The organism is Nostoc sp. (genome assembly GCF_036919595.1).
GTDB lineage: Bacteria > Cyanobacteriota > Cyanobacteriia > Cyanobacteriales > Nostocaceae > Nostoc.
The window spans coordinates 1-25,561 of sequence record NZ_JBALCO010000176.1 but is presented as its reverse complement, the minus strand read 5'-3'; the positions used below and the strand labels follow the sequence as shown (position 1 = coordinate 25,561).

Below are 25,561 nucleotides of genomic sequence, written 5' to 3'. Positions count from 1 at the left end.
TTAGTGCAAAACCGAATGTCTTAAGACACAAGACGAAGAACAAATGACAAATAATAAAGGACAATTGACCAAATAAAAAATTCATTAAGTTTTTGGAGATAGCAATGGAGCGCACATTCTTAGCAATTAAGCCTGATGGAGTGCAGCGGGGATTAGTGGGGGAAATTATCCGTCGCTTTGAAACTAAAGGTTTTACCCTAGTTGGTTTAAAGTTCCTGAAAGTTAGTCGGGATTTGGCAGAACAACACTATGACGTTCACCGAGAACGTCCCTTTTTTAGTGGGCTAGTCGAATTTATCACTTCTAGCCCAGTAGTGGCGATGGTATGGGAAGGTGATGGAGTTGTTGCATCTGCCAGAAAGATTATTGGTGCGACGAACCCTTTAACATCAGAGCCAGGAACGATTCGCGGCGATTTTGGACTGAATATTGGTCGCAACTTAATCCACGGTTCTGATGCTCCAGAAACCGCGCAACAAGAAATAGCCTTATGGTTTAAGGATGAAGAATTAGTCAATTGGCAACCACACTTAACGCCTTGGTTGCACGAGTAAGACAGTAGGGACTGGGGACTAGGAATCCCTGCCCCCTTCCCCTGCTCTTTTTACTTCGACACTTCACTCTTTTCCGGTTCTACTTGGGGTAATTCAGTGTTAACACGCTTGGAAAATCCCCAGCCTAAAATTAGGAAGATGGCAGGAATCATTATCCATTCTGGTGGAACTAAACTATCGTTCACCACTTTCAACAACAAGCGCAAGCCTACCAACGCTACAGTTACATAGCCTGCATCTTCTAGGTTTTCATATTCATCTAGCCAACGGATAAACAATCCCGCCATGAATCGCAGCGTAATAATCCCAATTGTTGCACCCGTCAGCACCAGCCATTTTTCTTGAGAAACTGCGATCGCAGTTGTCACGCTATCCAAAGAAAATGCTAAATCTGTAAATGCAATCACGGGTATTGCTTGCAACAACGAACTAAAACGCGGTTCGTGATGCTGCTCGTCTTTATCTTGTTGAGAGGTAAAGTGTTGGAATACCAACCACAGCAGGTAAGCAGCACCCAATAATTCAAATTGCCAGAATTGTTGTACCCAAGTAGCCGTGAGAATCAGGGTAATTCGCAGCACATAGGCAACGACTAAACCAAAGTTGAGGGCCTTACGCTCAAGTTCTTTGTCTTCCAGCCCTTGAGCGATCGCAGCCAGAGCGATCGCATTATCGGCAGATAACACCGCCTCTAAAAATATCAGGATCAGCAGAACTATTGGGGCTTCAACGCTGAAATGAAAGTTGAGGTAATCAAAAATTTGGTCTAGCATTCCGGGTTTCTCAAGCAGAAAAAATTAAAATTTGACAGAAACAGTGATTTTCATATTAAAAAGCGCAATAAATTGCCACTCTAATCCAGCTTAACGCGGTTGAGGTGCATTTTGAAGGGGGTTAAATAGATGCGATCGCAGTGCCAGTAGGGTGTTTGACGTATTATTCAATACACCAATATTTTTAACATTTTGCTCAATGCGATCGCAATGGACTGTTGTCATTTCGCTTCTAGAATTAGAAGATGATGATTTAAGGTGATAATTTTCAGTCTATTAAAAAACAAATCTTGTTACAGTAGACTTTAGCTTCCCGTTCTAGACGTTCAATTTCTCTTTTCCACCGCTCAAGCCTGTTTTCTCGCTGTTGCAATTGCTCTGCTGTCGGGTTTCTGGAAGGCTGGGCATTTGGATTAGGCAAAATTCCATTATTTGCAAGCCAGATGCGGGAAAATATCTGCCAAAGAAATTCATGATCGTGCTTATCACCACCCAGACAGCGAATCCGTTTAACTGAAAGTGTTGATTCACCAAAAAGGATTTGCTGATTTCTGGGATTTTTAGGAAATAGGCGCGTCTCACTACCTCTTCCACGAAAGAATTCGACTACAAACCACTCACCAAAATCAAATATACAGACTTCTTTACAATCGCTACTATCATCTTCTAGTAAATCAACATCACCTTGGATTTGATACCCTATGGCAATTTGTGATGTCTTAGGTAACAAGATGCGAAGCCTTTCAAAGCGGTTACTATAATCAGCCCAAAAATCTCTGCGTCTACATAACCGATTTGACTCGAAGTCTTGCAAATCGAGCTTGTTCAATATGAGATTTACTAACCTTTGGAAATCAGTATAATTGATACCTCCAATCCACTCTCGAAGTCTTTGTCTTGCTGGATCTGAAAGTTTATACCAATTTTCACCATTTCTATAGTTATTTCGCAACCAATCAACCAGTAACGAATGATTGCTAGCTATATCATTGGAAACCTTAGTTAGTAAATGATTAACAGCTTTTATTTGCTGACTATCTGACATTTCATCCAAACAACTTAACAGCCATCTTACTTGCTGCTGATTCGGAGAGCGAATTGTAGTAAAATAAGGAGTTATGTCTTCTATGAATTTGCTGAATAATGGAATCCAAATAGGTAAATCTTCTTTGATTGTGTTTAGCAATTCAGTTCAATTAACACGCTGTTCACAAGCAATTTTTGCTAATTCTATACCTGCTTGTACACTGCGAAATGCCCGAATAATTTGAAATGGTAGCAGGTGACTAACTGAATTAGCAAAGATATCAAAAGATTCAGCTAAAGACTGTGCTAACACCTGTTCTTGGCAATCGCCATAATAAAGAGCTAAACGCCACAATAGCTGATGTTGTAGGCATGAGTTAGAAATTGCTACCTTCCAAATGGCTGCTGATGTTTTCCTGGATCGGTCAATATTTTGCTGATCCCACTGTGCTTTAGCATAGATGCAGTAAATCCAGTCCAACTTACTTAGTTGATCGGCTTTACCCTGTTCAATAGCTTCCAATACTTTATCAACACTTGGTATTGATATTGTTGCATCTGATAACTTACTTGCAAGTTGAATAAGTTGATTAGGACTACACTGGGGAGTTTCAGGTAGGGAAGGAATGGAAAACTGAGAATTCAATGTTTTGGCTCCTTTAAAGAGAGGTTTTTAGAATATCTTTCTTTAACTCATCACTACGAAACTGAAAGCGGAAAACTACCTTGCGATCGCCTGGATTATCACGTTTTTTGTCAGATTCGATTTCTCCACGACCAGCAGCTAATATTTTCTGGCTTAAAGGTGTTTTGGTAGAGAAATTCATATCATAGAAAATGTATTTGTAAACTGATGCCGAGCGCAATAAGCTCAGTTGTAGATTGGTTTTATCGTCTCCATCTGAGCTAGTGTGACCTTCTATAACTACGCGGCTAATTTCCTGCTCAAATTCTGGTTTGGAGAAAATAACCCCACTGTAAACGGGAATAAAGCAGCGTAGAAAGGCTTTACCGTCTGGTTTAAGCTCGGTACTTCCCTTGGCAAAAAGAATTGATTCTTGGATACTTACATCCCCAGTTTCCGGGTTAACTTTGACATTTATATTGTTGCTTTTCATCTGTCCAACGACATTACCAATTACTACCCGTTTTGGTGCATCCTTTTCTGCAAGTTGGAGTAGTACAGTGATAAATAGTAAAGCAAAAAACATTAGTAAACTAGACATCATATCGGCAATAGACAAATAGATACTAGAATCATCATCGGGAATTTCTGTATCCATAAATTCGTCGCTAATAAAATCAGCCATTTTAATTAATCCATTAGTAATTTAGTATTTCTTATTTGCTGATACCAGCACTTCTGCTGTTTTTAGTAAATCTCCACAAACTCTAGCCATAGAAGTATCTGCTTGTTTGAAAAAGCTTTCTTGTAAGTTAACAGTCCTTTGCATAGCACCTTCAAGATGACCCTGCCAAGACTGAAGGCTATTGTCAAATTTTTGATTCAAATCCTTATATGAATTGTCCACTCTTTGCACTTCTTGACCAATACCACGAGCAAGATTTTCTAGTTGAATTAGTCGTTGTGCATCGTTTAATCCAGCTGCACTAACTAATTTGTTAATTTGTTCGACAGATTTCTGAATTTTAGTCATACTTTCGTCTACTTCTTGAGTCAATTTGCTACGTCTTTCCGATTCATCTCGGAAGACTTGATCAAGATTGTTCACAATCTCAGATAACCCATTTCGTTGTGTGCCTAACGTCCCTTCAAGTAAGGTGTTTTGTTCTTCAAAGAACATCTGTAAATTTGCTTGATATTCTTGCCTGAATCTTGTTAAATCATCTTCTACTGTTTGGCGAGTTGCTATAAGTTTTGCGTCGATATTTCCTAAAGTAGCCAAAAGATTATCCTTCGCATCATTCATCAATCCAGAAGCTTTATCACCAACTGTTTGTAGAGTATTACTTTGCTGATGAAAAGTTCTATTTGCTTCGGTGAGAATATGAATAATTCCAGTCCGAGTAGCTTGAAGCATCTCCTGTTCTACTGCTGCGCGTTCTTGTAGTGCTGTTTGCAGTTCTTCTCGAATTCCCCGGAAGGTGGAAGCAGCTTGCACTGCACTGGCTTCAAAAGCACTTCGCTGGGCTGTCATTCCTTCGATACTCTGAACTACACCTCGATTAATTTCGTGAGCTGTTTGTTGTATAACTCCCGTACTCTCTGTTTGGAATTGACTTAAAGTTTGTCCCATATTGTTAGCAAATCCTTGAAGCATCTGCTGTTCTACTATTGCGCGTTCTTGTAGTGCTGTTTGCAGTTCCTCTCGGATTCCTTTAAAGGTAGCAGCCGCTTTTTCTGCACTGGCTTCAAAAGCACTTCGCTGGGCTGTCATTCCCTCAATACTGTGAACTACGGCTCGATTAATTTCCTGTCCTGTTTCTTGTAAAACACCTCTTGTATCTGTCTGGAATTGATTGAGAGTGTCTCCAAAATTCTTAGCAAATCCTTTAAGTTCTACCAAAGTTTCTTTTTGAAAGTTCTCAATTGTTAAGATGGAACTTGCCAAACTTTGAGATATACCACCCAATTCTCTATGCAGTGTTAGCACTGCGGTGGAAGCTTGCTGTGTTAACTCTGCACTTCTATCGAGTCTATCTGCAATCGGTTCAAGTACCTGAATTCGTAGATCCTTGATGAGTTCTTCTAAAACTTTCTGTCCCTGATTTTCTTGGACTTCTCGAAGTTTTTTCTGTTCTTTGAATATTGCTTCCAAGGCTGGGAACATCTGCTGGACTACAGCTTTACCAATAGCTTGGGCTGATAACTGATTTAAACCTGCAAACTGTTCTGCAATACTCTTACCTACAGCTTCACCAATGCCTTCTGCATTTAGCTGCTTTAGCCCAGTCAAATTTTTTGCTACAAGACTAAGTGCTTCAGCTACTTCATGGTTGGTATTATCTGCCGTTTTTAAAGTGGCGATCGCATTGAGTTTATAGCGTAGACTATCGCGCCTTTTCTGCCGTCCCGAATCACATACAAATAAAACTAAGGTGAATACACTACCACAACCAAGCCCCATCATGGAAGTGGAAAAAGCTGTTTTCATTCCCATCAGTAGTTCTTGACTGGCAGTTATCAGTTCGTTGGTATCTTTTGTAGATAAATTGATTCCTTGGAGTCCCTGTTGTATACCATAAAAGGTTCCTAAAAGGCCAATGGCAGTACACAAGGTTGTCACAAAACGCAGAGAACTTCGAGGTATTGGGTGGGCTAAGACAGATGGATACTTTATAAGTATGAACTCGCCATCCTTTTGCGCTTGTTGACTAATTATGCTTAGATCATCGGTTCCTAAATGCTTTTTTAACCAGTTGCGAACTTCGTTTGAAAGCTTTACATTTTTACCCTTTTTCATCAAAATTTTAATCGAGGCTTCAGTCGCGCCACACTCTGAGCGACAATATTGCCATAATGTGTAAAGCTCGATAATAATTGCGACTATTAACACAAAAACAACTGCCCAATGAAAAGGTTCGTTATGCCAAATAATGCCCCAAACTTTTACTATTTCGACGCTGCACCCCTCTTGTTTATCTTGGTTATATCTTTTTAAATTGCTGTAATTCTTTATCCGCAAGAACCTCTTGAGCTACCCGCATTGGGAGATGTTCTGCATCCAGGCGGTCTCCTATAGGTTTTCGGAGACGTAAGCTGTAAAGTGGTTCACCTTCTGATTTTTTATCCTCAATTAAATAAACCTGTTCTGGTGCATAGCTTCGCAACAAACGCACCTGCAAACAGGTTTTTAAATCTCGCGAAGAAATAGATAGGGCTGAATCTTGTCCAAACAATTCACAAGCGACTTTCCAAGCGTGGTTAACCGCCACAATTTCGTTAACCAATTTTTCCACTGAGGGATACAATAGTTTCGTAGTTTCACTAATCAATGCTTTTGACCTACTTGCCTGGGCTTCAATAGGTCTATAATTCCCAAAATGGAAACTTATTTAACTTTTGTTGGTAAAGCTATTTTGATACAAGTGGTTTTTGATGCCAAACTGCTCTTTGGACGTTGAAAAAATGTAGAGTGTGTTATCGCTGTTACTGCGTTAGTGTAAAGCACCGAAAACCTCAGATGGTGCGTTATAAAAGCAGTAACACACCCTACAGCTACAAAGGTTTTATTGCGATCGCATTAGCTGTGATTGGTTCCAAAATATCCTACCTTATCCAGCGACACACTGATGGATACAATAACAGATGTTTTTATGCCATAAACATATATGTCCAGATCCCCGACTTCTCGAAGAAGTCGGGGATCTAACTTTTCACGAAGTTACTTGAGTGGCGACAGATTATAACTCAATACGCTTGGGTTAAGGATATATGTAGGTTGGGTTGTAGCTTGCTTACCCGTAGGGGTACGTAGTGAAACCCAACAAAGTCCTGAAAATGTTGGGTTTCGTCCCTCAATCCAACCTACGCAAGTTAAGCTTTTTGGCTTTAACCCAAGCGTATTGGATTATAACTTTATTCTAATAATAGATAATTAGTAGGGTAGCACAGCTGTGTTACCCTACTAACCTTGTATTCAATTCAGCTAAAATATGCTGTAATTAATTGAAAATTTCACAAAATTTCTGCCAACTCTATCAGCAGATTATTTGCTAAATCCACTAACCTCATATCATCTGCATCAACACTATTTTCTTCACCAGCTAACAACCTTCTCACAGCAGATAACCTGTCATTGGTTTCAAAAATTCTCCAAGATTCTTCTAAGTTTACTGCGAAATCAAATAGCGATCGCTCTCCTAAATGCTGTCTTACCTTGATAGCTACACTATCATTACTTACCAAAAATTCTTTAATAGCATCTAATCGATAATTACCTAATATTTCATCATCTTCCCAGGTTTCTAGCCAGTCTCCATCTACATCTTCAACGTACAAATTGACAAAATCAACCCCGTAAGTTAGCCAGTTTTGCTGCATTTGTCGCGCTGTTGCTAAAGCTTCAGCAAATGCATCTACTTGATTGTTGCAGCTGTGAGTTTCTCTTTTATTAAGCATAAAAGCTGTAATTAGCAGGTAGGTATGTAGGCTGGAATACAAATCTGGAACATCAAATTGCTGGAAGTTCACGAAAATTTTAAATATTTCCCACCAGAAAGATAATCACTGTTATACAGTGCCACGTTGACTAGCTGATTAACAAAATTAGCGTCCTTGGGATTGTAACTTAAGAACAGTCCTCTCTCTATTTCCCACGAGCGGAGTGTATTTTGCCAAGCTTGGTACTTTTGGTAATTAAGTTCTTCTGAGACACTAGTAACTTGAATGCACAGTGGTTGATGGTTACGACTAACAATTAAATCTGTTGCCATTGAAAGGTCGGCAATATAACGCTGCCAAAAACTACCTTCACGCTGAACAATATCTTGGGCTATTGATTTAATTATATCATCATCAACCTGATTAAATTCGCCTCCCATCAATTTTTGTTTCCAAATATAAAATTTGGAGTCACTTGCATTAATCCATCTAGGAAAAAGATAGCTATACCAATATCTCTCAATCGGCGTCATTTGATCGAACTTTGCTTTTTGTTCTTCTTCCGAAGGTAAGGATTTGACTATCAGCCAAATTGTAGAATCCGTAATCACCTCTAAGAGAAATGCAATCACAAAAGGTTTTGCAGTCAGGGAACCTGGCTTGATATTCTTTACCCAACGATTGATTTCGTCTAATCTTCTCGCTAAATCCGGATCTATCGAGGAGGCTTGCAGGGTAAGGGACTTTAGCTTATCCTTAATCTCTTTTGCTTGCAAACGATGCCCTACTTTCAGAAGATAACGCTTTTTTCACACACTTATAACTAGATTTTAACTTGAAAATGTCTTTAGTTAATTTCCTGATGTCATTAAATATTCTCTGGTTCAATGCCCTGTGTAAGTAAAACCTCCCGCAATCGAACAATTTCTTGCTTTGCTTGTTGGGCAAGTACTTTTGCCCGTTGGGCAGGTAAACTTTCTTGTTCAGGTAGTTCTTCAGATGATAATATTAATTGATTTTCACTAGTGAATAATCTTAATTTACCTTCATAAACTCCCAAGTAAAGTTCTAACTGCTAGCTCCACAAACGTCCATCAGTGGTAGATTGAATTTCTTGATACTTCCCATCAACTAGATGAAATCCCTGAAACTCCATTGTTACAGAGTCAAACCAGAAATCATCTGGTGTACGGAAGGTATCCTGGTAAACTTGTTTTTTTAAGCCTTTACCAACTGCGGCTGTTGAATTTGACAAAATTTCTATAATCAAGTTTGGATATTTACCGTCTTCTTGTCAAACTACTCAACTCTTGCGGTCTTTTTTATGAGTTCCTAAAACTACAAAAAGGTCTGGTCCACCGAAATGTTCTGATTTTTTCTGATTAGGATTGTAGTAAATCGTAAAATTGCCAGAAGTATAGAAATGCTGCCTTTCTCACCACCACAATTTGAGTATGCGAATCAGCAAATCGATTTGCTCTCGGTGTAGGTCACTTTCTAAGGGTGGTTCGTCACTAAGTATATCACCAGGAGGAAATACAATTTCATTAGCGATCGCCCCGCGATTTACGTTTATTTTACTGAAGATTTGGTAACTTGCAGATGGCTTTGAAAACTTGTAATAACTCTATTGCATCTGGAGATCCATTGAAATTTAATAATGGTATTAACCGATAAGTTGGCTGTTGATCACCTTTTATATGAACAAATTGATAACGCAGTCCGTTAGTTACCAGTCCCCAAACAGATAGTTGTTGATTTAAACTTTTAAAAGCATAAGTCAGTAATTGAGGTAAACCCTCACCCACTTTGATCGCACTGTTTTTCGTTTCAATAACGACAACCCAAAAAGGCGGCGCGATATTACTTTGAGGACTGTTGATTTAAAATATCCATCCGTCCAGTAATTATTCTGTCTTCATTTTCGACTGCGATCGCAATGCTATCTTCCATTGTCAACCGAATCGGCACATCGTAAAAGCCAGCTAACCGCATCAAGGGTTCAATTGTTAATAATTTTACCAAACCCTCAGAAATTTTACCTGTATTTAAATAACGCTCGAAGTCGCTTATGATTCGCAATAAATCCTGCTGTTCAAACTCAGAGAGTGGTTCTAGACTTAAGAAGTCTGTAAATAAAGCATTTGATTTCAAGTTTAAGAAAGCGATGAACATCGTTGAGAGATAGGCTGCTAACTTCGACGGTAAGTGTCATAGTTTCAGGCGTTGTTTGTGAAGACTATTTACATTTTGCAATATTCTCAGTAGAGACGGTAACATCTTGATATTTAAATCCAATATCAAAATACTCTCAGGCTCAATGATTTGTAGATATCACACCTTTTTTTATTGTTTGGTTTTGGTTGGTGTAAGCTAAGTAATCTTGCAATTTCTATTCAGCTTCAGGAAAATTTAAACACTGTCTGGCACAACTAAGCTAAAAATAGTTTTCAGTAACAATACCGTTTGCAAATGTAATTATGTCTCAACCAAGTATAGAATCAATCCCACAAGAGAACCGCCTCTTTCATCCTGCCTCGGAATTCTCACAGAATGCCCATATCAAAAGCCTGGAGGACTATCAGCGTCTCTATGCTAAAGCCAAAGCTGATCCGCAGCAATTTTGGGCAGATTTGGCTACAACAGAATTAGAATGGTTCCAAAAATGGGATACAGTATTAGACTGGCAACCACCTTTTGCTAAATGGTTCGTTGGCGGTAAAATTAATATTTCTTACAACTGCCTTGATAGACATCTCACTACTTGGCGTAAGAATAAAGCAGCATTGATTTGGGAAGGAGAACCAGGAGATTCGCGTACCCTCACCTATGCCCAACTGCACCGAGAAGTTTGCCAGTTCGCCAATGTATTGAAGCAACTGGGTGTACAAAAAGGCGATCGCGTTGGTATTTATATGCCGATGATTCCCGAAGCTGCGATCGCCATGTTAGCTTGTGCCAGAATTGGCGCACCCCACAGTGTGGTATTTGGTGGTTTTAGTGCCGAAGCTTTGCGCGATCGCTTAATTGATATTAAAGCTAAACTGGTAATTACGGCTGATGGTGGTTGGCGCAAAGATGCGATCGTTCCTCTCAAGGAACAGGTAGATAAAGCCTTAGCTGATGGTGCTGTTCCCAGTGTAAAAAATGTCCTGGTTGTGAAGCGCACCGGACAAGAAACTTATATGCAGTTGGGCGGACGCGATCATTGGTGGCATGATTTGCAAAAAGGAGTATCAGCAGATTGTCCCGCCGAACCAATGGACAGCGAAGATATGCTGTTTGTCCTCTACACTTCGGGCAGTACCGGCAAACCGAAGGGCATAGTGCATACAACTGCTGGTTATAATTTATATACCCACATGACCACCAAGTGGATATTCGACCTGCAAGATACAGATGTATACTGGTGCACTGCCGATGTAGGTTGGATTACTGGACACAGCTACATTGTCTACGGCCCTCTTTCCAACGGTGCAACGAGTCTAATGTATGAAGGTGCGCCCCGTGCTTCTAATCCTGGTTGTACATGGGATGTGATTGAAAAATATGGTGTCAATATTTTTTATACTGCACCTACAGCAATTCGAGCCTTTATTAAGATGGGAGAACAACATCCTAATGCGCGAAACCTGTCTTCATTGCGTTTGCTAGGAACCGTCGGCGAACCGATTAACCCAGAGCCTTGGATGTGGTATCACAAAGTAATTGGTGGTGAACGTTGTCCAATTGTTGATACCTGGTGGCAAACCGAAACAGGCGGAATCATGATTACACCGCTACCAGGGGCAATTCCCACCAAACCGGGTTCAGCAACTTTTCCCTTCCCAGGAATTATCGCAGATATCGTAGATTTGGATGGAAACACCCTACCCAATAATGAAAGCGGTTATTTGGCAGTGCGACATCCTTGGCCAGGAATGATGCGGACAGTCTACGGCGATCCAGAACGCTTCCGCCGCACCTACTGGGAACACATCCCGCCCAAAGATGGTAACTATACTTACTTTGCTGGTGATGGTGCCAGACGCGATGAGGATGGTTACTTTTGGATAACAGGTCGTGTGGATGACGTATTGAATGTGTCAGGACATCGGCTCGGTACAATGGAAGTAGAATCAGCCTTGGTTTCTCACCCAGCGGTTACAGAAGCGGCAGTAGTGGGTAAACCAGATGAACTTAAGGGTGAAGAAGTAGTTGCTTTTGTGACTCTAGAAGGCAGTTATCAGGGAAGTGAGGAACTGAGTAAAGAACTCAAACAGCACGTCGTCAAACAAATTGGTGCGATCGCTCGTCCGGGAGAAATTCGCTTTACCGATGCTTTGCCCAAAACGCGATCGGGTAAGATTATGCGCCGATTGCTGCGGAATCTAGCTGCGGGTGAAGAGGTATCTGGGGATATTTCGACATTGGAAGATAAAAGCGTGTTGGATAAATTACGGCAAGGTACGTAAATAATTCTAAATGAGCCTAGTAGGGGCGCATATATCTGCGCTCCGTCTGTCTTGTGATCCATTACGCACTAACGCACCTCAATTTATTATATATAAAGATTAGAACATTATTGAGGCACTCAGGGCGATGAAGTTGAAGCACAAACTTAAATCAGCATTTGTTCAATCTTTTAGCGGCATGACGCTGAGTATGATCACTGTAATGGGGATATCACCACTAGTGTTAGCGGTTCCGGCAAAAGTTTCTTTGCATTCCCCTGAACAGTATGCACAGAGACAACCACAAAAACTAGCACAGTCTCAAGCTCCAGACACAGGATCATCAGAGCGATCGCAGATGATGCAACAAGCCAATGCTTCATTTAATCAGGGAGACTTAACAGGTGCTGAGGAAAATTTACGCAAGTTAATTAAAAAATTTCCAGAGGATGCCTTTGGACGCTTTCAACTGGGAAATGTACTTTTTCGGCAAAAGAAATCAGAAGAAGCAATTACCTCTTATCGAGAAGCCATTCGCATCCAGCCAAAATATGCTCTAGCCTACAATGCGATCGGTATTGTTTATGCTAGCGAAAGTCGCTGGGAAGAAGCCATTACTGAATATAAAAAAGCTCTAGAAATTAATCCTAATTATGGCGAAGGGCTGACTAATTTTGCACTGGCATTGTGGCAAACAAATAAAAAAGATGATGCATTATCTTCTCTACAAAAAGCTTTAAATATTTTTAAAGCACAGAATAGAAATGAAAAAGTTAACCAAGTCGAACGAATTTTGCGAGAGATAAAAACTGGTGATCAGCCTAATGTTTCATGAAAATCATATTATTCAGTGGTAAAAGTTAAGAAGACTTGCTGACGATTAGCTTTCAGGTTGCTTTGCCAATAATGCGATCGGCTATTATGCACCTATTACTGCGGAATTTGGCATCTGGGTAAGTCGTATCTGGTTTGTAATTATTGTGGGCTGGGCATGTTGCCCACCCTTTTAAAAGCATTGAAACTGAATTATTCTAATGAATGAAAGATTATTGAGAATGGTGCAAGATACAAGATAGAAGTATAACTGCTGCTGACGAAATATTGTCAGAGAGTGACGCGATGTCTACGACGGGCTACGCTTACGCTCCATATTCGAGCCAAAATGTGATAACTGTTAAGCTGTTAGCTTTAGCACAAAAGGGGAGGAAATTTATGGAGCATGACTTTCAAGCAATCGCTGAACTTTACAAAAACGCCCTCCTCAACGATGTCCTTCCATTTTGGGAAAAACACTCCCTTGATTGGCAGCAAGGCGGCTATTTCACCTGCCTTGATCGCTATGGCAAAATTTATGATACAGACAAATTCATCTGGCTGCAAAACCGCCAAGTGTGGACTTTTTCCATGCTTTGCAACCAGTTAGAAAAACGCGAAAACTGGCTGAAAATCGCCAGCAATGGCGCTAATTTTCTCGCCCAACATGGCAGAGATAGTGATGGTAACTGGTATTTTTCCCTCACCCGTGAAGGGAAACCATTGGTTCAGCCTTACAATATCTTTTCTGATTGCTTTGCAGCGATGGCATTTAGCCAATATGCACTCGCTGGGGGGGAAGAATGGGCAAAGGATATGGCAATGCAGGCTTATAACAACGTATTACGCCGCAAGGACAACCCGAAGGGCAAATATAATAAAACCTATCCTGGCACACGTCCGATGAAATCATTGGCTGTACCGATGATTTTAGCCAACCTGACTTTAGAAATGGAATGGTTGCTGCCAAAGGAAACATTAGATAATGTCTTAGCTGAGACTCAGGACGAAGTGATGACTGATTTTTTCGACCAAGAACGGGGACTAATGTACGAAAACGTTACCCCTGACGGTTCCCACATAGATTGTTTTGAGGGACGGCTGATTAACCCAGGTCACGGTATCGAAGCTATGTGGTTCATCATGGACATCGCCCGTCGCAAAAACGATACCAAAACTATTAACCAAGCCGTTGATGTGGTGCTAAATATCCTGAATTTTGCTTGGGATAGTGAGTATGGCGGATTGTATTACTTTATGGATGCAGACGGTCATCCCCCACAACAATTGGAATGGGATCAAAAGCTGTGGTGGGTTCACCTAGAGTCTTTGGTTGCATTAGCGATGGGCTATCGCCTGACCGGACGTGAGGCGTGTTGGGAATGGTATCAAAAAATGCACGATTACGCCTGGTCACACTTTACTGATTCAGAATACGGTGAGTGGTTTGGCTATCTCAATCGCCGTGGAGAAGTATTATTGAACCTTAAAGGTGGCAAATGGAAAGGATGTTTTCACGTACCACGGGCGTTGTACCTTTGTTGGCAGCAATTTGAGGCGAGCGCTACTCCTTTGCAATAGACTTCTTACAAAAATTCATGTTCATAACCACAACTTAAGGTGTGATAATAACAGCTTCAGTTGTAGTAACAACGGCTTTAAGGTTACTTATGAATGCTTCAGTTATAGTAACAACAGCTTAAGTTATTGCGATGCCTGCGGCGGTGAACAACGCAGTCAGTTTAATCTCTGTTAGTGTACAAATAAAAGTGGAATCATTGCCACTGAAAGGATGTCTGATGAATGCTGTAACACCTAAGCGATTTACGATCGCTGAATACCATCGATTGATTGAACTCGGATTTATTACAGAGGCCAATCATATTGAGTTAATTCGAGGGGAACTGATTCAAATGACAGCAAAGGGAACACCTCATACAGTTTGTAGTTCTATCCTATGTCGTCAATTGGATCGGCTTTTAGGTGATCAAGCAGTCATCCGTGGACAAGATCCTATCACCCTTCCTAATCAAAGTGAGCCTGAGCCGGATGTTGTCATTGCACAAGGAAGAGATGAAGATTATCTCGCTCATCATCCCTATCCCGAAGATATTTTGTTAGTAATCGAAATTTCGGATAAAACCCTAGATTACGACCAAACAACCAAGCTGTCATTGTATGCAGAAGCCGGAATTTCTGGTTACTGGATTGTGAATTTGCCGGCTCGTCAACTTGAGCGTCATAGCCAGCCATATCAGAATGCTCAAAGTAAGTTTAGCTATCTTAGCAAGCAGATTTTTTTATCTAACCAGTCAGTAGCGATTCCTGGATTTGAAGATGCATTACTGGACTTGAGTAGGTTGTTTCCAGAGAGTGCAAGTGAATAATTTTGTGCGTGATGCTCTTTTGCCCGATTAAGCCTTGCTTTAATTAATTCGATGTCTTGTTAGCAATCTTGATGAAGATGAAATAGTTTTTGAAGATGTCTTCAAAAACTATTTCAAAATAGCAGATGAAAGGTACATTGAACTTAATCCCGAAAGGGCAGATGAGGTTCAAAATGTACTCAAAAAAATATCTGAATAGCACTGGCTAGTTAAGTAATTATATAATTAGACAAACTAAACACAAAATGATTTAATTAAAGGTATTGCCCAAAAACAACTTTTAATATGAAAAAACTGTCTCTAATTCTCCCCTTAGCTATACTAGGTTTTGGCAGTGTAGTTGTTAAGAGCCAAGAAATCTCCTCACCCAATACTTACACTAAATCTGTTAGCCGTGAAGTTTTAGCGAGTGGTTATCCTACTCAAGATAAAAAGCAGATTCTTGAGCTTGTACGCTATACTATCGCACCTAGAGCAAAACTCCCTACTCATACTCATCCGGGAATGCAGATTGGACAAGTAGAGGCGGGAACTTTAACTTTTACTGTTTTAGAAGGAAAAGCTAAAGTAACGAAAGCTAACGGCACAGAATTGATTCTTCAAAAAGGGAAAACTATACAGCTTACAGTTGGAGATTCTTTAGTTGAATATCCCGGAATAGTTCATTATGGAGAAAACCAAACAGACAAGCCAATTATTTTGTTGTCTGCTTCTCTATTTAATGCTAATCAACCAAAAGCTATTTTAATCAATCCTCAAAACAGATGAATTTGATGATTGATTTCGACTTTTGTCAGAGGTTTACTCATTAATATTTGAAATTGCATCACACAGATGACGATATGAGTCGCCATTATCAGCAAAGTACCATCGAGTTGCCATTTAATCGTGTTAACCCTCTCAATCTAAATGTGGAAGAGCTTACCTACTTTGCAAAGTGTCATATAAAACTGAAGATTTAAATAATATTTTAAAGAAGGTTTTTTAATCTGCTTGTTCTTCTGGTTCAGTGTCTTCATTATTAATTACAGACTAAATTCCGCTGCGCCATCCTCATCTACATCTGCATCCTTACTCATAGCAGTAGGTTTAAATTTAGAACCATGAATTAATTCACTAAACGCAATTTCTGGATTTTGGTGAAGAATATTCAGCACACTCATAAAATCTCGCACAATTTCTCCTGGTGTGAGTAATGCTTCTGCACCCAAGCGATTAATAATTTCTTGCACAAACTCCTTCAACTCACGATTTGTCAAAGTCTGTTCATACCCAAAATTGAGTGCATGAATCTCAGTTAAACGCTGCAAAAGCGTCAAAATTTCTACTTCACTCAACGGGTTCAATCGAATTACTGGTCCAAAATTCTCCTGAACGCCAGATTGTGCAACAAAACGGCTTTCCTTTGTGCGTCTTTGCCAAGCTTGGTCTGCAAAAAGTCCCCGTTTGGGATCTTCTAAAAATTTAGTTGTTCCACCAACAACAATACCAAGATGTTCTGCTTTACATTGCATGGTATCGTTAAACATTACTAAAAGTCTATTATAGTTCTTTTCCCGCGTGACTGTAGTAGATATTTGATATAAATGTACAGCTTCATCAAGTATAATTAACAGTCCTTTATAGCCAATTTCAGCTACAAATTTAGCAAATAATTTGATGTAGTCATACCAACTATCATCATCAATAATGACGCGCACTCCTAAAGCTGCTTTCGCCTCAACTTTAGTAGTAAATTCTCCACGGAACCAGCGCATCGCCGCATTTTTTAAATTATCATCATCCAATCGGTAGCCACGCCAATAAGCGATTATAACGCTACCGAAATCAAATCCATGAACTAAGTCTTCAATATACTGAACTACTTCCCTAATTTTCGATTCAACTTGGTCATCAAAACCATCGTCATTCGGACGCATTCCAGTTTCTTTAACCACTTCTTGTTGAATTTTATTAATCCATCCTTCTAAAATTGAGACTAAAGCACCACCATCAGGACGAGTTTTTGTAGCTAGGTGGCTCATTAATTCTCGATAGGTGGCTACACCTTCATGATTGCTTCCTGCTAATCGACGTTCAGAGGATAAATCACCATCAGCTACTACAAAACCTTGCTCTATAGCACGGTTGCGAATTAGTTGCAGTAAAAAACTTTTCCCAGAACCGTAGTTACCAATTATGAAGCGAAATGCTGCTACACCTTCTGCAATATCATCGAGATTTTGTAATAGGCTTTTTAGTTCTTTTTCTCGGCCTACTGCTATATGTTCAACTCCCACTCTTGGTACTACCCCCGCACCAAGGGAATTAATTAAAGCAGTGGAGATTTTTTTCGAGATTTTGAGCTTTGCCATATATTACACATCACTTTATTCTAAACGCAGAAACACGCAGTAAGTAGGTAGGGCACATATTTACATTACTACTAATCTGATGACAGCAATAATAATTTAATTTGACGAAGCATATCTAGCCATAAAATCTTCATACATTGCAATCATTTTTTTGACATACATCATATGCTCAGGGTAAATTTTTGGAATTTCCAAATCTGAATTAATAATTAATTCACCAATAGTATCATTTGCCCGTTCATTTATAGAATCGATTAACAGATTCGGCATAGTGATGTTTACTTCGGCAATTTTTTTAATAGCAGCCTTGGGATTATCTTGTTCGACTATAGCTTTTAATACTTCTAGTTCAAATCGTGGGAGATTTTCTAAAAAATTAGTCCATTCTTCAGGGATGTTCTCTAATGTCTCAATTTCTGAAGTATCTCTGATTGCTGTCTTTTCCATTATTTCAGAAAAAGGAAACAATTCAGGCTCATCTTCCTGAGAATTATCAGACAAAGGCTCTTGATTAAATGTTTCTATTTGTTGGAGTAATTCCCATACTTGATTTTGTAATGAGTCTCGTTCTTCTTGTAATAATGAAACTTGCCCTTGCAACTCCTGTAATTCAGCTTTTTTTTCTACTAGTTGGGTTTGTGAAGAATTCAGGATAGCTTGAATATTTTCTCTTTCGGTTTTTGTTGCTACCAGCAATTGATTTTTTTGGCTTGTCTCAACTTCTAGTTCTTGAATTGCAATTCGTAATTCATATAGTTTTTCTTCTAATTGGGGTTTGAGTCTGCCCAAAAGAGTTAAATTGCTTTCAACTTCTTGTTTCTCCTGCTGGAGTTCGGAAATTTGACTTTGCAACTGAGTAATTTCAGTGCGAGATCCATTACAATTCAACTCTAGACGGCGCTTCTCTACTGTGAGGACAGAAAAAGCATTGTTCAATTCTGCTTGATTTTTATGCAAGTTATTAATTTCAGTTTGCAGATTATTGATTTCATTTTCTAACTGCTTTTTCTGCCCGGCAAATGTTCTTAATTCTCGATGTATACTATCCCTTTGGTTACGGCTTTCTGTGACTTGATTTTGCAGATGTTGTGACTCAGCATATAATAAATTATGATGTTCTTCGATTTGATGAATTTCTCTGACAACACGAGCCTTCAATCCCTCCATTTCTTTAATTCTCTTGCGGAGAGAACCTAAAACAAACATTTCATAATTTCTGCGTCGCTTATCTACGAATAATGCTGCTGCATAGATAATAACGGCAGTAATTACACCTGTGAGAAAGGCTTTATTAAAATCTAAGTTTGGGACCAGGCTAAGGCCAAAACTCACACTAAAGGCAACTATCCCTAAGATAAATCGATTGCTGATCATTACTGATTGCATATTGCTGGTTTTTAGCGTATTTAAATTATCAGAATAAGTAGCTCTCATACTAATTTATAATTCGTCATGACGCTTACAGACTCGTTAACGAGCGAACGTGAACAGCGTCTCTTTTAGGAGAAGGGCTGTAGGCAGAAGAGAAGGCTTTACACTGCATTAACATAATTTGTATAAAATACACAGAGAATAATACTTACTAAAAAAGAGTTTCAATCTGTTGTTCTGTTTGGTGAAACAAGACATTTTTCCCAAATTTGGTATCATAGTCGTTCTGGAATCTCTAGTTTTAGTTACTGGTACATAACATTGTTCTGTAAGTAAAAAAAAGTGCAATCATCAATGAACTAATTTTAATCAGAAGTATTAAATATATCCTTATTTACATTAAATAGTCTTAAATCTGCTTTTAAAAAATCTACAAACTGCCGTGCTGTCCGTCCAGAACGACCATTATGGCGAGTTGCCCACTGTAATGCTTGAAATTCCAAATCTTCTTGAGTAATATTAATTTCAGCTTGTGCGGCTAGATGTTGTACAATCTTTAAATAAGTTTTCTGATTGGCTGGTTCAAAGGTCAAGGTTAAACCAAAGCGATCGCTAAACGAAAGTTTTTCCTGCATCGTATCCCAAGCATGGATTTCCTCGTTATCCTTAGGTGCAGGTCTATCCACAAAAAACTCCCGAATCAGGTGGCGGCGATTAGAAGTAGCATACACAACTACATTTTCAGGCCGCGCGGTTAAATTACCTTCTAAAACTACCTTGAGAGCTTTAAAGGCATCATCATCTTCTTCAAATGAAAGGTCATCGACAAAGATGATAAATTTTTGTGACACTCCCCGTAAATGTTCCACAATTTCTGGTAAGTCTTTTAAATCAGATTTTGACACTTCCAGCAAGCGAAGGCTGCGATTACTATATTCATTCAACAAAGATTTCACCAAAGAAGATTTGCCAGAACCCCTAGTACCGTAAAGTAATACATGCAGTGCCATCTCTCCTGATAATAAAAACTCTGTATTTTTTAGCAAAGCATCTCTTTGAGACTCGTAACCTACAAGCGCACTCAGCTTAACTGGGTCAGAATACCGAATACCGATAAACTGCCCAGCTTGCCAGCGTAAAGCGCGATATTCTGCAAATAAACCAGAGCCACATTGCCGATAATAAGCCGCTAACTCTTCTACAGCATCACCCCAATTATCTAACTGTTGTAGATATGTAACGAACTTTATCTCTACTCCTACCAATTCTTGCTCTTTATACCACACTACTGGCGAAATCGGCATATGAGCTACGCCTTGTATCCACTCACTCAAAGAAGCGCTGCTACATTTATAGAGACTTTGCAATATTTGTAAATCATGCTCAACTGCTGCTACTAAAGCTGGGGGCAAATCTTTAAATTCTCGCACTTCAGCCAGCCTTGTAAAAGGATTCTTAGAGAACAGAAGTTGAGTGATTAAATAGTCTTCCCAGTTTTGATTTCTAGCAGCCAAAGCGTAGAAGTAACTGCCGTAGGCTTGGAGGCAACCGCGTGCATCGGCGTCAGTGTAACGTATAGCTTGCAACAGTTTCAGAAATGCCATCCCTACTTCGTCTTGCAGAACAGACTGGTAGAGCAAAAGTGAGGCTGCTTGGCGCTGGAGATATTGAACTTTTGTATATGAAGAAATATTTGTCATTGGCATTGCTTGATTGTCCATCAATAAACTGTATGGTATAGCTAAATAACTATGGTAAATTGTCTGCTGACCCTGGCAGTAAAGTCAAAGTCTACATAGGTTTTTACAATGAATTTCAGTATAATTGCTGCTCTTGCCTACGGCATATTAGCGATTGTTGGTGGCATTATTGGCTACATTCAGGCTAAAAGTAAGGTTTCACTCCTAAGCGGTAGCATTAGCGGTTTATTACTAATACTTGCTGCTTACTTTCAATTCCAAGGACAAACCTGGGGTTCGATTTTAGCAGGGTTAATTACTGCTGTTTTAGTAGTCGTCTTTGGATTTCGACTGGCTAAAACACGCAAGTTTATGCCTGCGGGATTAATGACGATTTTGGGTATCTTGGCATTGGCGGTGATGGTGAATCAATTTGTGGCTTTAAGGTAGCATCAGTCTCCAAGCAATAACCATCCTCCTGTTTTTTGTTGCCTATTAAGGCGTTCTTTCAGAGTGAGGGAGGTGATGATTTGCAGCAGTGATATGATGTCCGGGTAATTAACTATAATACCCCCAAGCCCAAAGAGCCAAAGCTACGCTTGAGCTAACCTAAGAGCCTGCTCTTAAAAGTTGGGGGTGAGGTTCTTTTCTTATGGCTAATTTGGCGGACATCATATGAATCAAGCAATCGGGTGTTCCTGTGTTTCTGCAATCCAGTACTTACTACAGTTTTGCGTAAAAGCGTAGCGTTTTTAATGCAGGGGAACGCATTAACATTCCAAGGGAATGCATTGGCATTGTATTGAGATACATTAACAATGCAAGCTGATGCATTAATAAAGCGACGGATACATTAACAATGCAAGCTGATGCATTAATAAGGCGGCCGACGCATTGGCATTGCAGGGTATTGCTAAATTTAATTCGCTACAAATTAATGAAATGCTGTACTTAGCGCAAAATCTGGTCAATCATCCGGTTCGCCTGGGAACCATAACCGCCCCCAAATAAATTGAAGTGATTCAAAATGTGATACAGGTTATAGAGCGTTTTTCTCTGTTCATAGCCTGCATCTAAAGGAAAGACTTCGTTGTAACCTTTGTAAAACGCTGCGGGGAATCCACCAAACAATTCTGTCATGGCAATGTCAACTTCGCGATCGCCAAAATAAGTTGCTGGATCAAATATCACGGGTTCTCCTGAGGCTGTACACCCGGCATTTCCGCCCCATAAATCGCCATGAACTAAAGAAGGTTGCACCTGGTGCGCCAATAGTTCTGGGATAGCTGCTAGTAATTTTTCTTGTTGAGGGAAATTTCCTCCCCGTTGCCTTGCCAACTGAAATTGATAACCCAGGCGATGTTTAATATAAAATTCTGCCCAGTCTGATGTCCAAGTATTGATTTGGGGCGTTGAACCAATGGTATTGTTTATTTTCCAACCAAAACCTTCACTACTGCTAGCTTGATGCATCGCCGCTAACTTGCGCCCCATCTCTTCCCAGGAATTGCTGTTACTGCTACCAAGTTCTAACCATTCCAGCACGATGTAACTAGAATTCCCAGCTTCACCCCAGCTTAGAGGTTTTGGGACACGAATACTAGCTGTTGCTAGCATTTCCTTTAAACCCAATGCCTCAGCCTCAAACATCGCAACTTCGGATGCAAGGTTTTGCTTGACGAAGTAGGTTATCTCACCATTGGAAACAGCATAACCTTGGTTGATGCACCCGCCACCAACCGATCGCCGTTGTTGACTCTGAAATTTTTCGCCAGTCACCTGGCTAATTTGAGCATCGATTTTAGTCCACATCATGCAATTTTGGATTTTAGATTTTGGATTTTGGATTAGTAACTGGGCGTTGGGAATTGGTTATTGGTTATTCTTTTCTTCCCCATACCCAACGGGAATTCAACAGACCTCTCCGAAGCAAAGAGGGAGGAGCAACAACAAAAATCAGCTTTTTAAGCCTCTCTCCGTTTCGGGGAGAGGTTTGGAGAGGGGTCAAAACAGTACTCATCGAATTCACGTATGCCCAATGCCCTATTTTCTAATTTACGGCTTGACAACAACTACACCATAAGCATTTGGGGAAAGATACTCTTTGGCTGCTTGCATCAAGTCAGTTGCATCTTGGCTATGAATATAATCTGGGTAGTTAAAGGCGGGTTCTAAATCTCCCACCAAGGAATGATAGTAACCATACAATCCAGAGCGATCACTTGGTGTTTCATTGCCAAATATAAATCTATTAGCTACTCGCCGCCGCACACGGGCAATTTCTGATTCTGTGACTAACTCGGTTTGAACTTTGCGAATGTGTTGAGCGATCGCATCCTCTACTTCTGCTAAATTTTCCACTGCACATTTAGCTGAAATATAAAATGTCCCTTGCAGTTGATTGCTCATATTGCTCACAGAAATTGAAGAAACCAATCCCCGTTCTTCTCGTAAATCCCTCACCAGTCTTGATGTCCGTCCGTGTCCCAAAATTCCTGCTAAAACATCCAGTCCATAGGTGCGATCTAACTGAGTCATTCCTGGAACCCGCCAAACCATCACTAACCTTGCTTGCTGGAGACTATCATCTACAAATTCTCGACGGACAATTTTTGTAAATGGTAACTCAGGAGGCAGAGACGCGATTAATCGTGTCTGTACTGGTGAGTGGGGAGAGACGCGATTAATTGCGTCTGTACTGAGTTTTGTAAATCCTTCAGCAACGGTTGCAATTAATTCTTCCACAGGTAAGTTGCCCACAGCTACAGCAGTAATTGACTGGGGTTGATACCAACAAGTATGAAAATCCCGCATCTGTTGGGGTTTAAGTTCGGCAATCACTGATTCCGGCCCCAATACCGCCCGGCGATAAGGTAACTCGGTAAACGCTGTCTCCATCACCCGTCGAAATGTCCGTCGTTGGGGATTATCCTCCGAACGCCTTATTTCTTCTAAAACTACTAATCGCTCCCGTTCAAAAGCATCATCAGGAATACTAGCATTTGATACTACATCTATTTGTAGTGGAGCCAGCTCGGCAAAATCTTTGGGCGCAGTGGTTATATAGTAATGAGTATAGTCTTGGCTAGTAGCTGCATTGGTAACAGCACCCCGCTCTTCAATTCGCCGTTCAAACTCGCCGCTAGCCAGTCGTTCTGTTCCCTTAAAAATCATATGCTCTAAAAAGTGAGCCATACCGTTAATGGCATCAGATTCTACTGCTGAACCAACTTTAATCCATACATTGAGGTTTACAGCTTCAACTGGCATTTGCTCCGCTATGATTGTCAAACCATTGGGCAACTGATGCAGCGTTGGGGTATTAAGACGAGGAAATTTCCGTAGGGTTGAAGTCATTGCTGCTTGTGTGAGGAGCTATGTTACTTCTTTATCTTATCCGTGACCGAAGAGACAAGGGAGCAGGGGGCAGGGGGAAAAAGAGTTTGAGCCTTGTTTATTTTTCTTCACACAGTTTGGTTTTATTGTACCGACTTACTTAGAATATAAGGTGCAAAAAGAGTTTCAGAGCAAATAAATTTATTTATGCCCAAAAGCAAATATATTTATTTCGAGTGGAGAGTGCCACAATCAAAAATAATGCGTCTAAAAGGTTTTACTACACAAAACCTGTCCCTCTCCGACTAAGGTGCAATCAGCAAATGCGTTGGCGTAGCCCGCCGCAGGCATCGCTGAATCAACAAATGCGTTGGCGTAGCCCGCCGCAGGCATCGCCAAAATAACATTATAAAGGGGAAACTAAAACATCTAATTCCCTCCCCTTGTAAAGGGGAGGGTTAGGGAGGGGTAATTCAATAACCTGCGTGTACACCGTAGCCGACTCAGAGAGGGACAGACTTGAAAAAGAGCAAGCCTTAACCCAAGCGTATTGAGACAGACTTGAACTAAAGTTCAACACAGAAAGAGGTTCATCTATGGATTCGGTAGATTTAATTACTGTGGTTTAAAAGGATTCGATATTGTTAGCAGTCATAGTTAAAATATCCTTAATTACAATGTTTACTCTCGGATGAAAACTACACCCTATAACGATAATCATTAGTCATGAGTGATTTAAAAAATGACTCATGACAAAAATTTAATAAGCTTTTGTTGGTAGTTGTTGCTCTAATTTCAGCAATGCTGCAACCCGCACCTCTGTAGCAGGATGACTGGAGAACAAGTTACCTAGAAACTGTCCAGAGATGGAATTGATAATTAATAATGGCTCAAATGCTGGATTGGCATTTAAAGACATCTGCTTTGCTGAGGCTTCTAAGCGTTGTAATGCCCTGGCTAAAGCACGGGGATTACCAGTTAATCTAGCAGAACCTGCATCAGCAGAGAATTCTCGTGTGCGCGAAATTGCTAGCTGAATAATCGTCGCAGCCACTGGCGCAAGCATTACTGTTAACAAAACTCCCAAAGGATTACCGCCTCTGTTGTCATCTCGTGAACCACCGCCAAACCATAAGCTGTAACTCACCATTTGCGCTAGGAATGAGATAGCACCAGCGACAGTAGCAGCAACAGCTTGTGTAAGGGTGTCACGATTAATAATGTGGGTGAGTTCGTGGGCGATAACGCCTTCGAGTTCGTCATCTGGCAATATATTCAAAATGCCTTCGGTGACAGCAACAGCAGCGTTTTCTGGATCGCGTCCTGTAGCGAAGGCGTTAGCACCTTGGCTTGGAACGATATAAACTCTGGGCATGGGAATCTTAGCGCGATCGCTCAATCTCTGCACCATCCGATAAAGTCCTGGTGCTTCCCTTTCACTCACAGGTTGGGCGCGGTATACTGCCAGCGCAATCTTATCTGATTGATACCACGAAAACAGGTTTGTTACTGCTGCTAAACCTATTCCTATTATCAAACCACTAATACCGCCAATTATCCAGTAACTAATTGCGATCAAAATACCACTTAACGCAGCTAGCAAAACAGCCGTTTTCAATTGATTTGTCATATTTTCGCTCTCCTGCTAATGCTGTATTATTTTTCTATGAAACAGCATTAGACCTCTTGCAGAATTATTTTTATGTTATAATAGAAGGCTTTGCTTCCATACTAATGAGGTGGAATAATTGAGAAACGTGATACTTGGGT

The 25,561-nt window shown here is 40.3% G+C and carries 26 protein-coding genes and 1 pseudogene; 8 read left to right on the top strand and 19 right to left on the bottom strand.

The window, feature by feature from the left end; genetic code table 11:
* Positions 1–104: 104 nt before the first annotated feature.
* Positions 105–554 carry a nucleoside-diphosphate kinase gene (gene ndk, locus V7K21_RS27365; RefSeq protein WP_335178787.1) on the top strand — a complete coding sequence of 150 codons (450 nt, stop codon included), beginning with the start codon at positions 105–107 and terminating at the stop codon, positions 552–554.
* 50 nt (positions 555–604) lie between these two features.
* On the opposite strand, the gene V7K21_RS27360 is transcribed toward ndk, so the two are convergent.
* The 7 genes from V7K21_RS27360 to V7K21_RS27330 form a co-directional block, all read right to left on the bottom strand.
* The gene (locus V7K21_RS27360; RefSeq protein WP_335178785.1) at positions 605–1,327 is read right to left on the bottom strand and encodes a TerC family protein; all 723 of its coding nucleotides are present in this window, start codon (positions 1,325–1,327) and stop codon (positions 605–607) included.
* Between the two features lie 90 nt (positions 1,328–1,417).
* Complete coding sequence (locus V7K21_RS27355; protein ID WP_335178783.1) at positions 1,418–1,552, bottom strand: hypothetical protein; 135 nt, start codon at positions 1,550–1,552, stop codon at positions 1,418–1,420.
* Between the two features lie 43 nt (positions 1,553–1,595).
* Positions 1,596–2,513, bottom strand: a complete 918-nt coding sequence (locus V7K21_RS27350) for an EH signature domain-containing protein (protein WP_335178781.1) — start codon at positions 2,511–2,513, stop codon at positions 1,596–1,598.
* A 6-nt stretch (positions 2,514–2,519) separates the two neighbouring features.
* Positions 2,520–2,999, bottom strand: coding sequence for a hypothetical protein (locus V7K21_RS27345; protein WP_335178779.1), 480 nt, complete (start codon positions 2,997–2,999; stop codon positions 2,520–2,522).
* A 13-nt stretch (positions 3,000–3,012) separates the two neighbouring features.
* Positions 3,013–3,663 (bottom strand): OmpA/MotB family protein, encoded by a 651-nt coding sequence (locus V7K21_RS27340; RefSeq protein WP_335178777.1) that lies wholly within the window; start codon positions 3,661–3,663, stop codon positions 3,013–3,015.
* Positions 3,664–3,684: 21 nt separating this feature from the next.
* The gene (locus tag V7K21_RS27335; protein ID WP_335178775.1) at positions 3,685–5,871 is read right to left on the bottom strand and encodes a hypothetical protein; all 2,187 of its coding nucleotides are present in this window, start codon (positions 5,869–5,871) and stop codon (positions 3,685–3,687) included.
* A gap of 91 nt (positions 5,872–5,962) precedes the next feature.
* Positions 5,963–6,310 (bottom strand): hypothetical protein, encoded by a 348-nt coding sequence (locus tag V7K21_RS27330; RefSeq protein ID WP_335178773.1) that lies wholly within the window; start codon positions 6,308–6,310, stop codon positions 5,963–5,965.
* Positions 6,311–6,498: 188 nt separating this feature from the next.
* Here V7K21_RS27330 and V7K21_RS27325 point away from each other — a divergent pair, with 188 nt between their 5' ends.
* Complete coding sequence (locus tag V7K21_RS27325; RefSeq protein ID WP_335178771.1) at positions 6,499–6,687, top strand: hypothetical protein; 189 nt, start codon at positions 6,499–6,501, stop codon at positions 6,685–6,687.
* A gap of 305 nt (positions 6,688–6,992) precedes the next feature.
* Here the strand turns inward: V7K21_RS27325 and V7K21_RS27320 are convergent, their stop codons facing one another.
* The 5 genes and pseudogenes from V7K21_RS27320 to V7K21_RS27300 all read right to left on the bottom strand — a co-directional run bounded on the left by V7K21_RS27320 (position 6,993) and on the right by V7K21_RS27300 (position 9,572).
* Positions 6,993–7,436 carry a hypothetical protein gene (locus tag V7K21_RS27320; protein ID WP_335178835.1) on the bottom strand — a complete coding sequence of 148 codons (444 nt, stop codon included), beginning with the start codon at positions 7,434–7,436 and terminating at the stop codon, positions 6,993–6,995.
* Between the two features lie 68 nt (positions 7,437–7,504).
* Positions 7,505–8,194 (bottom strand): hypothetical protein, encoded by a 690-nt coding sequence (locus V7K21_RS27315; RefSeq protein WP_335178770.1) that lies wholly within the window; start codon positions 8,192–8,194, stop codon positions 7,505–7,507.
* Between the two features lie 92 nt (positions 8,195–8,286).
* Positions 8,287–9,006 (bottom strand): annotated as a pseudogene (locus V7K21_RS27310) (Uma2 family endonuclease).
* Positions 8,996–9,226, bottom strand: coding sequence for a hypothetical protein (locus tag V7K21_RS27305; protein ID WP_335178768.1), 231 nt, complete (start codon positions 9,224–9,226; stop codon positions 8,996–8,998). Before V7K21_RS27305 ends, V7K21_RS27310 begins: the two are co-directional and overlap by 11 nt.
* A 55-nt stretch (positions 9,227–9,281) precedes the next feature.
* Positions 9,282–9,572: a hypothetical protein gene (locus V7K21_RS27300; protein WP_335178766.1), complete on the bottom strand. Its 291-nt coding sequence runs from the start codon at positions 9,570–9,572 to the stop codon at positions 9,282–9,284.
* A gap of 326 nt (positions 9,573–9,898) precedes the next feature.
* Here V7K21_RS27300 and acs point away from each other — a divergent pair, with 326 nt between their 5' ends.
* From acs to V7K21_RS27275, 5 genes are all read left to right on the top strand, one after another.
* Positions 9,899–11,872 (top strand): acetate--CoA ligase, encoded by a 1,974-nt coding sequence (acs, locus tag V7K21_RS27295; RefSeq protein WP_335178764.1) that lies wholly within the window; start codon positions 9,899–9,901, stop codon positions 11,870–11,872.
* Between the two features lie 127 nt (positions 11,873–11,999).
* Complete coding sequence (locus V7K21_RS27290; RefSeq protein ID WP_335178762.1) at positions 12,000–12,686, top strand: tetratricopeptide repeat protein; 687 nt, start codon at positions 12,000–12,002, stop codon at positions 12,684–12,686.
* Positions 12,687–13,063: 377 nt separating this feature from the next.
* Positions 13,064–14,245 (top strand): AGE family epimerase/isomerase, encoded by a 1,182-nt coding sequence (locus V7K21_RS27285; RefSeq protein WP_335178833.1) that lies wholly within the window; start codon positions 13,064–13,066, stop codon positions 14,243–14,245.
* A 218-nt stretch (positions 14,246–14,463) separates the two neighbouring features.
* Positions 14,464–15,051, top strand: coding sequence for a Uma2 family endonuclease (locus V7K21_RS27280; RefSeq protein ID WP_335178831.1), 588 nt, complete (start codon positions 14,464–14,466; stop codon positions 15,049–15,051).
* A gap of 285 nt (positions 15,052–15,336) precedes the next feature.
* Entirely contained in the window at positions 15,337–15,819 is a 483-nt protein-coding gene (locus tag V7K21_RS27275; protein ID WP_335178760.1) for a cupin domain-containing protein, read from the top strand.
* A gap of 257 nt (positions 15,820–16,076) precedes the next feature.
* On the opposite strand, the gene V7K21_RS27270 is transcribed toward V7K21_RS27275, so the two are convergent.
* The 3 genes from V7K21_RS27270 to V7K21_RS27260 form a co-directional block, all read right to left on the bottom strand.
* The gene (locus tag V7K21_RS27270) at positions 16,077–17,405 is read right to left on the bottom strand and encodes an ATP-binding protein (protein ID WP_335178758.1); all 1,329 of its coding nucleotides are present in this window, start codon (positions 17,403–17,405) and stop codon (positions 16,077–16,079) included.
* A gap of 96 nt (positions 17,406–17,501) precedes the next feature.
* A complete protein-coding gene (locus tag V7K21_RS27265; RefSeq protein ID WP_335178756.1) occupies positions 17,502–18,839 on the bottom strand; it encodes a tellurite resistance TerB C-terminal domain-containing protein in 1,338 nt (445 codons plus the stop codon).
* 302 nt (positions 18,840–19,141) lie between these two features.
* Positions 19,142–20,497, bottom strand: a complete 1,356-nt coding sequence (locus V7K21_RS27260) for an ATP-binding protein (protein ID WP_335178754.1) — start codon at positions 20,495–20,497, stop codon at positions 19,142–19,144.
* An 87-nt stretch (positions 20,498–20,584) separates the two neighbouring features.
* Between V7K21_RS27260 and V7K21_RS27255 the strand changes: the two genes are divergently transcribed.
* Positions 20,585–20,905, top strand: coding sequence for a TMEM14 family protein (locus tag V7K21_RS27255; RefSeq protein WP_335178752.1), 321 nt, complete (start codon positions 20,585–20,587; stop codon positions 20,903–20,905).
* 501 nt (positions 20,906–21,406) lie between these two features.
* Here the strand turns inward: V7K21_RS27255 and V7K21_RS27250 are convergent.
* From V7K21_RS27250 to V7K21_RS27235, 4 genes are all read right to left on the bottom strand, one after another.
* A complete protein-coding gene (locus tag V7K21_RS27250; protein WP_335178830.1) occupies positions 21,407–22,267 on the bottom strand; it encodes a fructosamine kinase family protein in 861 nt (286 codons plus the stop codon).
* Positions 22,268–22,510: 243 nt separating this feature from the next.
* On the bottom strand, positions 22,511–23,812 hold the full coding sequence (locus tag V7K21_RS27245; RefSeq protein ID WP_335178750.1) for a M16 family metallopeptidase: 1,302 nt from the start codon (positions 23,810–23,812) through the stop codon (positions 22,511–22,513).
* A 246-nt stretch (positions 23,813–24,058) separates the two neighbouring features.
* Entirely contained in the window at positions 24,059–24,184 is a 126-nt protein-coding gene (locus tag V7K21_RS27240; protein ID WP_335178749.1) for a hypothetical protein, read from the bottom strand.
* A gap of 367 nt (positions 24,185–24,551) precedes the next feature.
* Complete coding sequence (locus V7K21_RS27235) at positions 24,552–25,421, bottom strand: zinc metalloprotease HtpX (RefSeq protein WP_335178748.1); 870 nt, start codon at positions 25,419–25,421, stop codon at positions 24,552–24,554.
* Positions 25,422–25,561: the final 140 nt, after the last annotated feature.